Origin of the sequence: Tardiphaga sp. 20_F10_N6_6, assembly GCF_052076045.1 — a bacterium.
Lineage (GTDB): Bacteria > Pseudomonadota > Alphaproteobacteria > Rhizobiales > Xanthobacteraceae > Tardiphaga > Tardiphaga robiniae.
The window spans coordinates 4,720,608-4,734,011 of sequence record NZ_CP197239.1 but is presented as its reverse complement, the minus strand read 5'-3'; the positions used below and the strand labels follow the sequence as shown (position 1 = coordinate 4,734,011).

15 protein-coding genes are annotated in these 13,404 nt (G+C 62.2%); 5 read left to right on the top strand and 10 right to left on the bottom strand.

Translation table 11 applies throughout. From position 1 onward, the window contains the following. Window positions 1–80: 80 nt before the first annotated feature. Window positions 81–641, top strand: coding sequence for an invasion associated locus B family protein (locus tag AB7813_RS22665; RefSeq protein WP_246297366.1), 561 nt, complete (start codon window positions 81–83; stop codon window positions 639–641). 18 nt (window positions 642–659) lie between these two features. On the opposite strand, the gene AB7813_RS22660 is transcribed toward AB7813_RS22665, so the two are convergent. The 3 genes from AB7813_RS22660 to AB7813_RS22650 all read right to left on the bottom strand — a co-directional run bounded on the left by AB7813_RS22660 (window position 660) and on the right by AB7813_RS22650 (window position 2,326). Then, window positions 660–1,292 (bottom strand): TlpA family protein disulfide reductase, encoded by a 633-nt coding sequence (locus tag AB7813_RS22660; protein WP_441228441.1) that lies wholly within the window; start codon window positions 1,290–1,292, stop codon window positions 660–662. Window positions 1,293–1,338: 46 nt separating this feature from the next. Further along, on the bottom strand, window positions 1,339–1,851 hold the full coding sequence (locus AB7813_RS22655) for a DsrE family protein (RefSeq protein WP_309940577.1): 513 nt from the start codon (window positions 1,849–1,851) through the stop codon (window positions 1,339–1,341). 91 nt (window positions 1,852–1,942) lie between these two features. Further along, complete coding sequence (locus tag AB7813_RS22650) at window positions 1,943–2,326, bottom strand: DoxX family protein (protein ID WP_184513040.1); 384 nt, start codon at window positions 2,324–2,326, stop codon at window positions 1,943–1,945. A 149-nt stretch (window positions 2,327–2,475) separates the two neighbouring features. Here AB7813_RS22650 and AB7813_RS22645 point away from each other — a divergent pair, with 149 nt between their 5' ends. Beyond that, a complete protein-coding gene (locus tag AB7813_RS22645) occupies window positions 2,476–2,892 on the top strand; it encodes a winged helix-turn-helix transcriptional regulator (protein ID WP_184520136.1) in 417 nt (138 codons plus the stop codon). 17 nt (window positions 2,893–2,909) lie between these two features. Here AB7813_RS22645 and AB7813_RS22640 read toward each other — a convergent pair whose 3' ends face one another. Further along, a complete protein-coding gene (locus tag AB7813_RS22640; RefSeq protein WP_441228440.1) occupies window positions 2,910–4,094 on the bottom strand; it encodes a PepSY-associated TM helix domain-containing protein in 1,185 nt (394 codons plus the stop codon). Window positions 4,095–4,437: 343 nt separating this feature from the next. Here AB7813_RS22640 and tldD point away from each other — a divergent pair, with 343 nt between their 5' ends. Both tldD and lepB read left to right on the top strand, forming a co-directional pair. Then, window positions 4,438–5,865 carry a metalloprotease TldD gene (gene tldD / locus AB7813_RS22635; RefSeq protein ID WP_089266822.1) on the top strand — a complete coding sequence of 476 codons (1,428 nt, stop codon included), beginning with the start codon at window positions 4,438–4,440 and terminating at the stop codon, window positions 5,863–5,865. Next, window positions 5,862–6,638 (top strand): signal peptidase I, encoded by a 777-nt coding sequence (gene lepB / locus AB7813_RS22630; protein ID WP_089266821.1) that lies wholly within the window; start codon window positions 5,862–5,864, stop codon window positions 6,636–6,638. The genes tldD and lepB overlap by 4 nt, the downstream gene beginning before the upstream one ends. 16 nt (window positions 6,639–6,654) lie before the next feature. Here the strand turns inward: lepB and AB7813_RS22625 are convergent, their stop codons facing one another. From AB7813_RS22625 to AB7813_RS22605, 5 genes are all read right to left on the bottom strand, one after another. Continuing rightward, window positions 6,655–7,146, bottom strand: a complete 492-nt coding sequence (locus tag AB7813_RS22625; RefSeq protein ID WP_441228439.1) for a DUF6644 family protein — start codon at window positions 7,144–7,146, stop codon at window positions 6,655–6,657. 9 nt (window positions 7,147–7,155) lie between these two features. After that, window positions 7,156–7,515: a DUF6152 family protein gene (locus AB7813_RS22620; protein WP_441228438.1), complete on the bottom strand. Its 360-nt coding sequence runs from the start codon at window positions 7,513–7,515 to the stop codon at window positions 7,156–7,158. 27 nt (window positions 7,516–7,542) lie between these two features. Beyond that, window positions 7,543–8,058 carry a PAN domain-containing protein gene (locus AB7813_RS22615; protein WP_089266816.1) on the bottom strand — a complete coding sequence of 172 codons (516 nt, stop codon included), beginning with the start codon at window positions 8,056–8,058 and terminating at the stop codon, window positions 7,543–7,545. Window positions 8,059–8,207: 149 nt separating this feature from the next. Continuing rightward, window positions 8,208–9,578, bottom strand: a complete 1,371-nt coding sequence (locus tag AB7813_RS22610) for a glutamate--cysteine ligase (protein WP_093761676.1) — start codon at window positions 9,576–9,578, stop codon at window positions 8,208–8,210. Between the two features lie 96 nt (window positions 9,579–9,674). Then, window positions 9,675–10,175 (bottom strand): MarR family winged helix-turn-helix transcriptional regulator, encoded by a 501-nt coding sequence (locus AB7813_RS22605; protein WP_068732586.1) that lies wholly within the window; start codon window positions 10,173–10,175, stop codon window positions 9,675–9,677. 125 nt (window positions 10,176–10,300) lie between these two features. Between AB7813_RS22605 and gstA the strand changes: the two genes are divergently transcribed. Then, the gene (gstA, locus tag AB7813_RS22600) at window positions 10,301–10,915 is read left to right on the top strand and encodes a glutathione transferase GstA (protein ID WP_120288156.1); all 615 of its coding nucleotides are present in this window, start codon (window positions 10,301–10,303) and stop codon (window positions 10,913–10,915) included. A gap of 269 nt (window positions 10,916–11,184) precedes the next feature. On the opposite strand, the gene AB7813_RS22595 is transcribed toward gstA, so the two are convergent. Then, window positions 11,185–13,401: a 3-hydroxyacyl-CoA dehydrogenase NAD-binding domain-containing protein gene (locus AB7813_RS22595; RefSeq protein WP_441228437.1), complete on the bottom strand. Its 2,217-nt coding sequence runs from the start codon at window positions 13,399–13,401 to the stop codon at window positions 11,185–11,187. Between the last annotated feature and the right edge of the window lie 3 nt (window positions 13,402–13,404).

The window sequence follows — 13,404 nt, the reverse complement described above, 5'->3', positions numbered from 1 at the left end:
AAAAATCCTCCGGACAGACAGCGTCAAGCGTGCTGCCCTGGACTACGACCACCACGTCACCGCCTAAGGAATCGACCCGGATGGGGCACTCGAAGTTGCAGTATAAATCGACCCTGAACCGCCCGGCCCGCGGGATCGCAGGCTGGCGCCGGCTGGCGCTCGGTTGTCTCGCCCTGGCGGCGATCGCCGCCGTCCCGGCTACCGCCAGCGCCCAGGGTGCGGTGCGCTCGGTTCATGGCGACTGGCAGATCCGCTGCGATACCCCGCCCGGTGCCCAGGCCGAACAATGTGCCCTGATCCAGAGCGTGGTGGCGGAAGACCGCTCCAATGCCGGCCTGACGGTGATCGTGTTGAAGACTGCCGACCAGAAGAGCAAGCTGATGCGCGTGGTGGCGCCGCTCGGCGTGCTGTTGCCGTCCGGCCTCGGCCTCAAGCTTGACAATCAGGACGTCGGCCGCGCCGGCTTCGTGCGCTGCCTGCCCAATGGCTGCGTTGCCGAAGTCGTGATGGACGACAAGCTGCTCGCCCAGCTCCGCACCGCCAAGACTGCCACCTTCATCATCTTCGAAACGCCCGAAGAAGGCATCGGCTTCCCGCTCAGCCTCAACGGCATCGGCGAGGGTTACGACAAGCTGCCATAGGCTTTGAACCCGGCAGCATTAGCCGGAACCACGCCCCCTGTAATAGTCCAGCAATCGCCGGGCATCTCCAGATGTCCAGTCGGCCTCCCCTGCAAGATATCCCTCGACCTGCCCCGTCGTCCCGATCAGATATGAGATAGGCATCGCATAGAGGCTGAACGGAGTATCCGGAGCAGCAACCTCGCCGGCACGCGCGACCAGTCCACCAGGGTCGATACCGACATCGAGATGCCTCAGCTTCAGGTTGCGCACGAACGAAGCGACGTCCGCGCGATCGGTGGCAATCGCGATCACCTGCAGATTTGCGCGTGTCTCGATATCCTGCAGTCGATCAAGGATCGGCAACTCGGTCTTGCAGGCCGGGCACCATGTCGCCCAGAAATTGACCAGAACGACCTTTCCTGGAAACGCGGTCAGATCAACCGGCTTGCCAACAAGGCGAGGCACCGCAACGGACGGGATCGGCCGCGCTCCTCGGATGACAGTGAACTGATGCCGGGTGGTGCCAAAGGGCGGCGGCCCGTCAGGCCGCGCATCCGCGGCAGTGCCCCCCGCCGCCAATGCGGCCGTCGTGGCGAGTGCCCCTTTGAGCAGCGTACGTCGCGAGATTGGCGAGCGAGCAATAGCCCGTCCGCTGTGCGGTGTTGTCACGGTCGAGCCTCCGATGGGCATCAAATAGGGTAGCGAAGTGTGCCGCTCAGGATCGGATATAGGACCAACCCGCTTCCTGCAGCTCGATGATCCGTCCAGGCCCGCTCGGAACCATCTGGACATTGTCGATAAACGAAATCGGATGGCCCTCGCTGCGCTCCATGCCGAGCTTGGTCGCTTCGCAGACCACGAAGCGAATGTCAGGAGTGAGACCCTGCACGACCTTCAGCAGTTCCTTGACCGGCGACGTATCCACTCGAAACATATGAATACCGGCGTTGTAAGCGACGATTTCGATCGAGAAGTCCTGCTTCGTCTCCCGGTAGTGTTTCGGCAGGTTCAACGACGTCGAAATCAGCGCTCTCATGACGGTCGGGTCGTCAGTGTTGATCTGCAGTACGAGACGATGTGCCTTGGCCGCCGCAGGCTTCGTCTCCGGCGCCCACGGCTTTGAAATGGCGGACCCTGCGTCCGTCAAAGCCAAAGTGACGAATAACGGTGCCGCAAACGCCAGACCGAACGCCGCCGTGACCAAAGCCTTGCCGCTATAACTCCGCATTGAAATCATCACTTGCACTCGAGCACGCTGAAACGTTCGGCTTTTTCCAACGGCAATCCGTGGATGGCGGGATGAGAGCGACGAGCGCTCGCTACCTGAGGATCATGCTGCGCTTGGCGTAAGCCACGATAACGCTCAATGCGAGCAGCACGATCGCCGGAATCGGCGAACCGCCAATGACAAATACATGCGTGAAAATCGCACCGATCATGATGCAGCACAGGAGGGCCGCGCCAAACGCGACCGTTGACGGAATGATGATCAGGACCGCTCCGAGGATTTCGAGCGTGCCGGTCAGATAGCGGAACCATTGCCCAAGACCGATATGTTCGAACTCCTCGACGAGCATCGGCACGCCGTAAAGCTTGGCAGTCCCCGCAGCGGCGAACGCAAGAGCGAGCAAGCCCCTGACGGCCCAGAGACTGATGGAGGTCCAGCGCCGCGGTGCTGACGAGGTGACGGAAGACGATGACATAAGCAGCTCCGAAGATGGTCAAAACGGTTTCGGCGACGCGGCTGACGGCAAAGTCTGCTTCAGATCCACGGCGCGCTTTCGAAGCACAAATTTCGGCAGTAAGATGAAAAAGACAAGTAGAATGCTTTTTCTGAGATAGTATGAAAAACATGACTAATGGAAAAACAGGCGATATCGCGCTCCCCGAATGTCAGCAGGGACGGGACGTAGAAGATTTTCATCGGGCGCTGGGGATGATTACCGGCAAATGGAAATGTGAGATCCTCTGGCAACTGGTCCAGAGCAAACACCGGTTCGGAGAACTGCAGCGCGCGATTCCGAATGTGACGCAACACATGCTGACGACACAACTACGCGATCTCGAGTCCAACGGACTCGTCAAGCGCACGGTCTTCGCCGAGATACCTCCGAGGGTGGAATATGAAATCACGGAATCGGCGAGAGCGCTCAGGCCGGTCTTCGAGGAACTGTTCCGATGGTCGCAGGCGCATTTCTCTGCGATGCAGGCCCGATCCACGACCTCATCCGGCTCCGACGAGAGCGCAGCGCCCCTGACTCATCCTTAATCCAGAAATGGAGCGACTTACTCGCCGGGCACCAGCCCGACCGCATGACGGCGCCCAGGCTTCGATGCCGCACGCAGGCGGCGGCGCGAGAAATACAGGATGAAGCCGGTCACGGTGAACAGCGGCATCAGGGCCGCGGCCAGCAAAAACATGATGCGACCGGGCAGTCCCAGGAACGCACCGGTGTGGATGTGCAGCACCGCAGCCAGAATGCGCTCACCGAATGTCTTGTCGTTGTAGAGCTCTGCCGACACCATGCGGCCGGTCACGCCATCGATGCGGAAATCGTCGCGCGCTTCCTCGAATGACGCATCCTTTGCCACCGAGCGGATACGCACGACACTGCCCGGTCCGTTCGGCAGCTGCATGATCGCCATCGCATAGCGGCTGCCCTGATCAACCAGAAACGTCGACCAGACCTTATCGAGAGACGGAGTCGCAGGCGCATCAGCGGCAGCTGCTTTGGCGCCCCCCTTTGCTGCGCGCATGGCCGGCGCACTCGCAGCGGGCTTGCTCGACAGAAGCCAGGTCGCGCTGGCCTTGTACCAGTCGAACGACCACCAGAGGCCAGTGAGAATGGTCACCAGATAGACCGGTAACAGCCATGTGCCGACGACGCTGTGGAGCGACCTGTGAAACGGACGGCCGGGCATCGCCAGATTCGGCTTGATCCAGGCCTTGATGCTGCGGACACGGCGCGGCCAGCGTAATACCATCCCGGAGATCAGCAACACGAACAGGCCGAGCACGGCGACGCCGGTGATCAGACGGCCATAGCCATTACCGTTACCGGGCAGCAGCAGAAAGCGATGCAGGTTGCGCAGCGTCGCAAAGAAGCCCTCCCCCTGCATCGCCGAGACGACGCGGCCGTCATAGGGATCGACATAGACCGACGAGCGTTCCCCAGTCTCGCTGCGGGCAAAGCGCATACGTACGGCGATACCCGGTTCGCTCGAAAAGACGATGAGGCCAACCTTGCCCGCCCCCGGCACCGCCTGAACCCGCGCCACCAACTCATCAGGTCCGAGCACAGGTGCAGGCCGCGGATCGACTTTCGTCACATCGCGGTTCAACGCAGCGACGATTTCGTCCTCGAAGCTCAGCATGGCGCCGGTCAGCCCGATCAGGCCGAGGATCAGCGAGATCGCCAGGCCGATGATGGAATGGACTTGCAGGAATGCGGATTTGGTTCGTGAGGCCATGAAAAGCGATAATTGCCAGAAGAGATTAGTCCTGCAAGGAATACCGTTCACACAGGATGGTGCTCGGAGGTCTACCGCACCGCAGCCTGAGGCGCATCGGAGCGCAGTTTGTAATAGCTCCAAGGTAGCCACATCATGGCTGGCACGGTTGCCCCCAGAGGATCTCGCCCCGGCGATGTGTAGGCCTCCCTTTTTGTCAAAACAGCACCTATCTTGGTTTGAATCGCCTGTTTCGCCGCAGGTTACGCCATTGTAAGGCGACCCATCCCCGGGTTGTCGCTACAAATTGAAATCGTGGCCCCGCGCCTGGCGCCGGGGCCGCGCCGCTGACATTGGAGCCTGCATGACCAGCCCAGCCACCACCTCCCTGATCGACCGCGCCAATCTGGACCGCGACGAAGTTCGCCGCGAGCTCATGCGGGGGCTACAGGGAGCTGACGATGGCGAGCTGTTTCTCGAATACAGCCAGTCCGAGGCGCTCGGTTTCGACAACGGCCGGCTGAAGCAGGCGACCTACGACACCGCGCAGGGTTTTGGCCTTCGCGCCGTCAAGGACGATGCGGTCGGCTATGCACATTCCTCCGACGTCTCGATCCCGGCGCTGATCCGTGCGGCCGATGCGGTCAATGCGGTCCGTGGCGGCTATGCCGGTACCTTTGCCGCAGCGCCCTCGCATACCAATGTGCGGCTCTATAGTGACGACAATCCGCTGGACGCGCCGGGCTTCGAGGCCAAGGTCAAGCTGCTGGCCGAGATCGACGCCTATGTCCGCGACAAGGACCCGCGCGTCCGCCAGGTCTCGGTCTCCCTCGGCGCCACCTGGCAGGTGGTCGAAATCCTGCGCCCGGACGGCGAGAGCTATCGCGACATCCGTCCGCTGGTGCGCGTGAACATTTCCGTCGTGGCCGGTCAGGGCGATCGGCAGGAAAGCGGCTCGAAGGGCTATGGCGGCCGCGAGGGCTATGCGCGCTTCATCGAGAGCGGGTCGTGGCGCACGGCAGCCGACGGCGCGCTGCGCGAGGCGCTGGTGAATCTCGAATCGATCCCGGCCCCTGCCGGCGAAATGGATGTGGTGCTCGGCCCCGGCTGGCCCGGCGTAATGCTGCATGAAGCCGTCGGCCACGGACTCGAAGGCGATTTCAACCGCAAGCAGACCTCGGCTTTCGCCGGTCTGATGGGTCAGCAGGTTGCCGCCAAGGGTGTGACTGTCGTCGATGACGGCACGATCTCGTCACGCCGCGGCTCGCTGTCGATCGACGACGAAGGCACGCCGACCAATCGCACAACGCTGATCGAGGACGGCATCCTGGTCGGTTACATGCAGGACCGCCAGAACGCGCGCCTGATGGGCATGAAGCCAACCGGCAACGGACGCCGTCAAGGCTATGCCCATGTGCCGATGCCGCGCATGACCAACACTTACATGCTGGCCGGCCAGCGCGATCCCGCGGAAATCCTCGCCTCGGTGAAGAACGGCATCTATGCGGTGAACTTCGGCGGCGGCCAGGTCGACATAACCTCCGGCAAATACGTGTTTCAGTGCACCGAGGCCTACAAGATCGAGAACGGCAAGATCGGCGCCCCACTCAAGGGCGCAATGATGATCGGCAACGGTCCGACCGACCTGCATCGCATCAGCATGATTGGCAACGATCTCGCGCTCGATGACGGCATCGGAACTTGCGGCAAGCACGGCCAGGGCGTGCCGGTCGGCGTCGGCCAGCCAACGCTGCGCATGGACAAGGTGACCATCGGAGGAACGGGCCAGTGACCACGGATACGGAAACCACAACCGTCGCATCGACTGCAAAGCGCTGGTCCGGCCAGCTGGCACAGATCGTCGCGATCGTCGGCATCGTATTCGTCGCCAAGGGCGCGCTCGCCGAACCGTTCTATGTGCCGTCGGCCTCCATGGAGCCGACGCTGCTGATCGGCGATGCATTGCTGGCGACAAAGTTTCCCTACGGCTACTCAACAGCCTCGCTACCGATCCATGTCTCCCTTCCCGAGACCGGCCGCGTCTTCGCGACCACGCCGAAGCGCGGCGATGTCGTGGTGTTTCGCTGGCCCGGTGACCGCTCCCAGGTCTGGGTCAAGCGTGTGATCGGCCTGCCCGGCGACCGCGTCGAACTGCGCGGCGGTCAGGTCTGGCTCAATGGCGTCGCGACGTCGGTGAAGGCCGACGGCATCGGTGCCGCGGAAGACGATAGCGGCGGCTCCGAACCAGCGCATCGTTATGTCGAAACCCTGCCCGGCGGCGTGTCGCATCCGATCTTCAAGCTGCGTGACAACGGCCGCCTCGACAACACGCCGGAAGTCGTCATTCCCCCTGACCACCTGTTCGTGATGGGCGACAACCGCGACAACTCCGCCGACAGCCGCGTACCGGTGTCGCAAGGTGGTGTCGGCCTGCTGCCGATGGATAACCTCGTCGGCCGCGTCGATGCCATTGTCGGCTCATGGGATCTCGGCATGCGCAGCCAGCCGGTCACCAACTGGCTATCGGGCTTCCGCATGGCGCGGTTCTTCACCGGGGTACATTGAGCGCCGCGACAGCAGCTCAGAAGTAAGCAATCGCACGGCCGCATATGGCAACCGCGAACCAGATGGCCATTGATGCCAGAGCGCCTTGCCGCGCACCCGCAGGCATCGGTGACAGCGGCGGCAACGCTGCGATCCTGGGCATGATGATCGCCTCAACCCAGACGACATTGAGCAAGCCCAGCGCGATCAGAGCCGCCTTGATCTGAAACACGCGGTTCAGCACGACATGACTCGCTTCGGCGGTAAACAGAATGCCGCCGGTGAGCACGAGGCCGAGAAATCCGGCAATGGCAAAACGGCGCGCCCTGCGCAGCAGCGGACCAGGCGCCGTTGCAGCTAACCCGCCCGCGAGCCGGACATCCATCACCGCAATGGCACCGGCGAAGAACATCAGCGCGACGATGTGACCGATATTGGCGGACATATAGAGCCAGCGCGATTGCCGGATCGCAGCGCCAATTGCGGACGCTTCCATCGCCATGAAGATCGCGGGTGCGCCCTCAGTCATGAGCCGGCGCTATCGCAATTCGTAGGTCTTGCCGTCCACGGTGATGCGTTCGGCGCGCATCTCGTCCTTGTCGACGGTGGATGGATAGCCGAAGGCCGAGACGGTCTTGCCAACAGCCACGATATCGGCAGACGCCCCGCGCGCCGTCATGCGGGAGGTCGGCGCAAGAGTGACGGTCCAGGCCTTGTCGGACCCCTTGATCACGATCGTCGCGTGCGGGTTCTCGAATTTGCTGTTTTCGACAGGACCGTTCACGGTGACCGGATTGGCAGCGTCGTAGCTGCCCCAACCGTGATGGGCGACGGCGGCGACCGTCGTAACAGCAATCAGTAATCCAGCGCATGTCAGTGCGTGCAGGAGACGCGTCATGGCTCAACTCCCTTTATTGCTGGAATGCTACCTCACAACGCCCGAGATGAAACCCGGTTTTCGCCGCGGCGGCTTGATGTCGTTCTTCAGGAAGCAGCGCGCATTCTTGCCGGCATAACCGGGCCGCGCAAAGGTCCAGGCGCGGCATTTATTGTCGCCCTGGCAGGCATCGCGGCAGGCATCGCCGTGTTCGGCCTTGTCGTCGTTCTTGATCTCGAACGAACGATAGTCACCGCCAAAACGATCTGTCGAGGTTTCCACCGGACCCGTGCGCGGCTCGATGACGCCGGCGCCACGCACGCCGGAGACGCAGCAATAGCTCTCGACCCGCGGCGGCACCTTGTCTTTCAGCCAGCACACTGCGTTTTCGGAATTGTCGCTCGGATAGTTGAAGCTCCAGGCACGGCACTTCTTGTCGCGCTCGCAGATCAGCGCGCATTCGGCCGGATCGCCGGACAGTGAGACCGAGCGCGAATAATCACCGCCGGGACGATCGAAATTGGTTTGCGCCTGAGCAGGCGTAACGGCTGCGAGCAACAGCATGGCGAGGGCTGTCAGACACGCTCTGAACAGGTTCCTCGGCATGCAGGATGACTTTCAGCGGTTTGCAAACGGCGTAAGAAGGACGCCATTGGAACGCCGGTCACCTGTACCGCTGATGAACGGATTTTCAGCTTCGCCAAGCCGCTGATCTAGAAGCAGTATTCCTTATAGGCGGGCGCCACCGAGCCACCCCAGGCGCCATGGAACCTGTCGAGCATCTGCTCGGCCGGAGTCTTTCCGGAATCCAGGATCCGATCGAGTGCCTCCAGATGGTGGGACTCATCGCGGCCGTGCGCGTCGAGCTTGCCGCGCCGGCGCAGGCCGCCATGGGCGAGCAACAGACACTCTTTGGCGATTTCGAACAGATACCGATCCTTGATCTTCGCCTTGAAGCCCAACTTCGGCACATCGTCGCGCAGCGCCTGTCGCTCAGCCGCAGTCCAGTTCTTGACGATATCCCAGGCCGCATTGAGGGCGCTGTCGTCATAAAGCAATCCGACCCAGAACGCCGACAGTGCCGGCAAACGATCCGACGGCACGCCATCGGCGCCGCGCATTTCGAGATAACGCTTCAGGCGGACTTCCGGGAAAATCGTCGAAAGATGATTGGCCCAGTCCGAGAGAGTGGGACGCTCGCCGGGTATCTTCTCGTTCTTGCCCGCAAAGAAATCGCGGAACGACGAGCCCGACACGTCGATGTAAGTGTCGCCGCGCTTGACGAAATACATCGGAACATCCAGCGCGTAATCGACCCAGCGCTCGAAGCCCATGCCGTCTTCGAACGCCCACGGGATCATGCCGGAGCGGGCATTGTCGGTGTCGCGCCAGACTTCGGACCGGAACGACAGGAAGCCGTTCGGCTTGCCTTCAGTGAATGGTGAATTGGCGAACAAGGCGGTCGCGATCGGCTGCAGCGCAACGGAAACGCGCAGCTTCTTGACCATGTCCGCTTCCGAGGAGAAGTCGAGATTGGTCTGCACCGTGCAGGTCCGGTACATCATGTCCAGACCGTACTGGCCCACTTTGGGCATGTAGTTGGTCATGATCTTGTAGCGCCCCTTGGGCATCACCGGAATCTGCGCGCGTGACCAGGAGGGCGTAAGACCGAGACCCAGAAAGCCGATGCCGAGCGGCGTCGCCACTTCGCGCACCTGCGCAAGATGCGCCATCAATTCGGACTGCGTCTGGTGCACTGTCTCCACCGGCGCGCCCGACAATTCAAACTGGCCGCCGGGCTCGAGCGAGATTGCGCCGCCGCCGGTGACGTCATAGAGGCCGATGATATTGCCGGCTTCCATGATCGGCTCCCAGCCGAGCAGATGCTTCATACCGTCAAGCACCGCGCCGATGCCGCGCGGGCCTTCGTAAGGCACGGGATTGTGACCGTTCAGCGTAAACGGCGTCTTCTCGTGTTCGGTGCCGATGCGGAATTCCGAGGGTGGCTTCACGCCCGCCGCCAGCCACGCCACGAGTTCGTCGCGCGACTGCAGCGGCGTCATATCGATTTGGTCACGCGCCATGGAAATTCCGAATGAAAGGCGCTGCAATCTGTTGCGCGCGGTGTCGGGAACGCCCGCGGCCCGTGCGGGTCGCGAACGCAGGCAAAAATTTAAGGTTCATCGCGCCGGCGCGGCGTCTCTGGCGGCCGGCGATGTCACTGTCGATGCCGCTTCTTGGCACGCGCAGCCGAGCCGGTCGAGCAGGCCGCACAGTTTTGCTGCATCTGCGTCGGACAGTTTCGAGCCGACATGTTTCTCGATTGCCGTTGAATAGGCGCAGCCCATCTTCTTGTGCAACTCGCGCCCGGCCGCCGTGATCTCGACGAACAGGCCGCGCTTGTCCATCTTGCATTCGCGGCGTGCAGCCAAGCCTTCGTCGACCAGACGATCAATCAGCCGCGATGTCGAATATTGCGGTATCAGCATCTGCTTTTCGAGCTCGACCGGGCGCATCTCGCCGGTCGGCGAGCGCGACAACTCGGCCAACGCGTCGTACCATGCGAGCGGCGGAAAACCGGCGCGCTTGAGGTCTTGCTCGACGCCGTCCAGCACCCGGCTCTGGATTCGCATCAGGCGGATCCAGGCGGCCGTCGCCTCGGTGGAAGGTTTACGTTTCATGGCTCAGTCCAAATGGTGGCGGCACCCTAGCCCACTTGATGCAGCTGCATCAATCTTGACTCTTTCATGCATATGCATTTAGTCACCCGCGTGGTTAAACCAATGTCCTCAGGGAGGAATTTTCGATGAAGCTGTATTATTCGCCAGGCGCCTGTTCGCTCTCGCCTCATATCGCACTTCTCGAAGCTGGCCTGCCTTACGATCTCGTGAAGGTCGACCTCAAAGCCAAGAAGCTGGAAAATGGCGACGACTATCTCGCCATCAACCCCAAGGGCCAAGTGCCAGCCCTCGGCCTCGACAGCGGTGCGCTCGTGACCGAAGGTCCGGTTATCGTGCAGTACATCGCCGACCAGGCCGCTGCCAAAAATCTGGCGCCGGCCAATGGCAGCGATGCGCGCCGTCAGTTGCAGGAGTATCTTGGCTTCATCAATGGCGAGCTGCACAAGAACTTCAGCCCGCTGTTCCAGCCGGTGTTCGATGACGAAGTGAAGGGCTTCTTCAAGACCCGCCTGATGGGCAAGTTCAAATATCTCGATGGCCAGCTCGCAGGTAAGGATTACCTGCTGGGCAAGGATTTCAGCGTCGCCGATGGCTATCTGTTCGTCATGCTGAAATGGGCCGACCGGATGAGCATCGACCTCTCCGAGTTCAAGAACCTGATGACCTACAAGGACCGCGTCGCTGCCCGTCCACAAGTGCAGGCCGCGCTGGAGAAGGAAGGCCTGATGAAGGCAGCGTAAGCTGCTGGCATCGCGCTGAAATACGAAAGGGCCGGATCAATGATCCGGCCCTTTTTTGTTTGCTGCTTCCCCTCTCCCCCAGCGCAGCGAAGCTGCGCGCCGCGGGAGAGGGTGCCTGAGCGGAGCGAAGGCGGGAGAGGGCTCTTGCTCCGAGCGAAGAGCCCCCTCTCCCGTCTCGACCGCCCGCGCGAAGCGAAGCTTCGCTACGCGGTCGATCCACCCTCTCCCACCAGCCGCGGCTGCGCCGCGTCCGGGGGCGAGGGGAAGACCTACGCCGCCGCGAGCTTCTTCGGCGGAAAGCGGCCGTAGAACGTCTCGCCCTTGGCGGCCATTTCTTCGAGCAGCTTCGGCGGCGTGAAGCGGGAGCCGTATTTGGCTTCAAGCTTGTGGCAGAGCTCGACAAACTTCTTGGTGCCCATGAAGTCGATATAGCTCAGTGTACCGCCGGTGAACGGCGCGAAGCCGAAGCCGAGGATCGAGCCGACATCGGCTTCGCGCGGATCGACGATCACGTGATCCTCGACGGTGCGCGCGGCTTCCACCGCCTGCACGACCAGGAAGCGCTGTTTCAGCTCCTCGACATCGAGCGTATCGGGATCGACCGGTTTCGGCAGCAACGGCGCGATGCCCTTCCAGAGCGCTTTCGAGCCCTTGCCCTTCGGCGGATACTCGTAGAAGCCCTTGCCGTTCTTGCGACCGAAGCGCTCCTGCTTCTCCACCATCTCGACGATCAGCTTCTTCTGCGCCTGATCGACGGCCTGCGAACCCAGATCGGCTTCGGTGGCCTTCATGATCTTCAGCACGAGGTCGAGCGCAATCTCGTCCGACAGCGACAGCGGCCCGACCGGCATGCCGGCCATCTTGGCGGTGTTCTCGATCATCGCCGGCGGCACGCCTTCGAGCAGCATTTCCAGGCCCTCGGCCGTAAAACGCAGCACGCAGCGATTGGCGAAGAAGCCGCGGGAGTCATTGACGACAATGGGCGTCTTGCCGATGACGCGAACGTAGTCGAGAGCGGTGGCGAGCGCGACATCGCCGGTGTTCTTGCCGACAATGATCTCCACCAGCATCATCTTCTCGACCGGCGAGAAGAAGTGGATGCCGATGAACTTGGACTGGTCCGCGAACTCTTCGGCCAGCGAGTTGATCGGCAGCGTCGAGGTGTTCGACGCGATGATCGCGCCTTCCTTCAGCAACGGCTGCACCTTCTTGTAGATCTCGGCCTTCACGGCGCGATCCTCAAACACGGCCTCGATGACGAGATCGCAGTCCTTGATGACGTCGAAGTTAGCGGTTGCAGTGATCTTCGCCATCAAAGCGGTCTTGTCGGCCTCCTTGGCGCGGCCCTTGGCGATCAGGCCATCGATGGCTGCGATGCAATGACCGAGGCCCTTGTCGGCGCTGGCCTGATCGCGGTCGATCAGCACGACGTCCATGCCGCCGCGTGCGGAGACGAAGCCCACGCTCGCACCCATGAAGCCGGCGCCGATGACGGCGAGCTTCTTGACCTTGGTCGGCGGCACGTTCTGCGGACGACGCGCACCCTTGTTGAGCTCCTGCATCGACAGGAACAGGCTGCGGATCATCGCCGCCGCTTCCTTGGTCTGCAGGATATGCGCGAACTGACGGGACTCGACGCGGAGCGCCGCATCCATCGGCAACTGCAGGCCTTCATAGACGCACTGCATGATGGCGCGGGCCGCCGGATAATTGTCGAAGGTCTCGCGGCGATAGATCGCGTTGCCAGCGGGGAACATCATCATGCCCTGCTTGGAATAGACGGGGCCGCCGGGCAGCTTGAAACCCTTCTCGTCCCAGGGCGCCACGGGTTTGCCGCCAGCCTTGATCCACTCCTTCGCGGCCGAGATGAGATCGGCTGATGGCACCACCGCGCCGACGATGCCCATCGCCTTCGCCTTGACGAGATTGATCGCTTCGCCCTTCAGCAGCATCTGCATGGTGTCTTGCGGCTGCAGCATGCGCGCGAGGCGCTGGGTGCCGCCGCCGCCGGGGAACAGGCCGACCTTGATTTCGGGCAGGCCCAGACGCGTCTTCGGATTTTCAGCCGCGACGCGATAGTGACAGGCCAGCGTCAGTTCGAACGCGCCGCCGAGCGCGAGGCCATTGATGGCCGCGACCCATGGCTTGCCGGAGGTCTCGATCTTGCGCAGCGTCAGCGACAGCTTCCGGCTCTCGTCGAACAGCATCTGCTGCGCGGCTTCCTCGCCCTTGGCAGCCCTGGTCTCGGCAAACACCTTGCCCATGCCTTCGAGCATCGACAGATCGGCACCGGCCGAGAAAGCTTCCTTGCCGGAGGTGATGACAACGCCCTTCACGGCGGCATCCGCAGTGGTCTGATCGACGATGGCCCCGAGTTCCTCGATGGTCGCTACGTCGAGCACATTCATCGAACGGCCGGAGATGTCCCAGGTGACGAGCGCGATGCCGTCGGCGTCGGTCTCAACCTTGAAGTTCTTGAAGGTCATGTT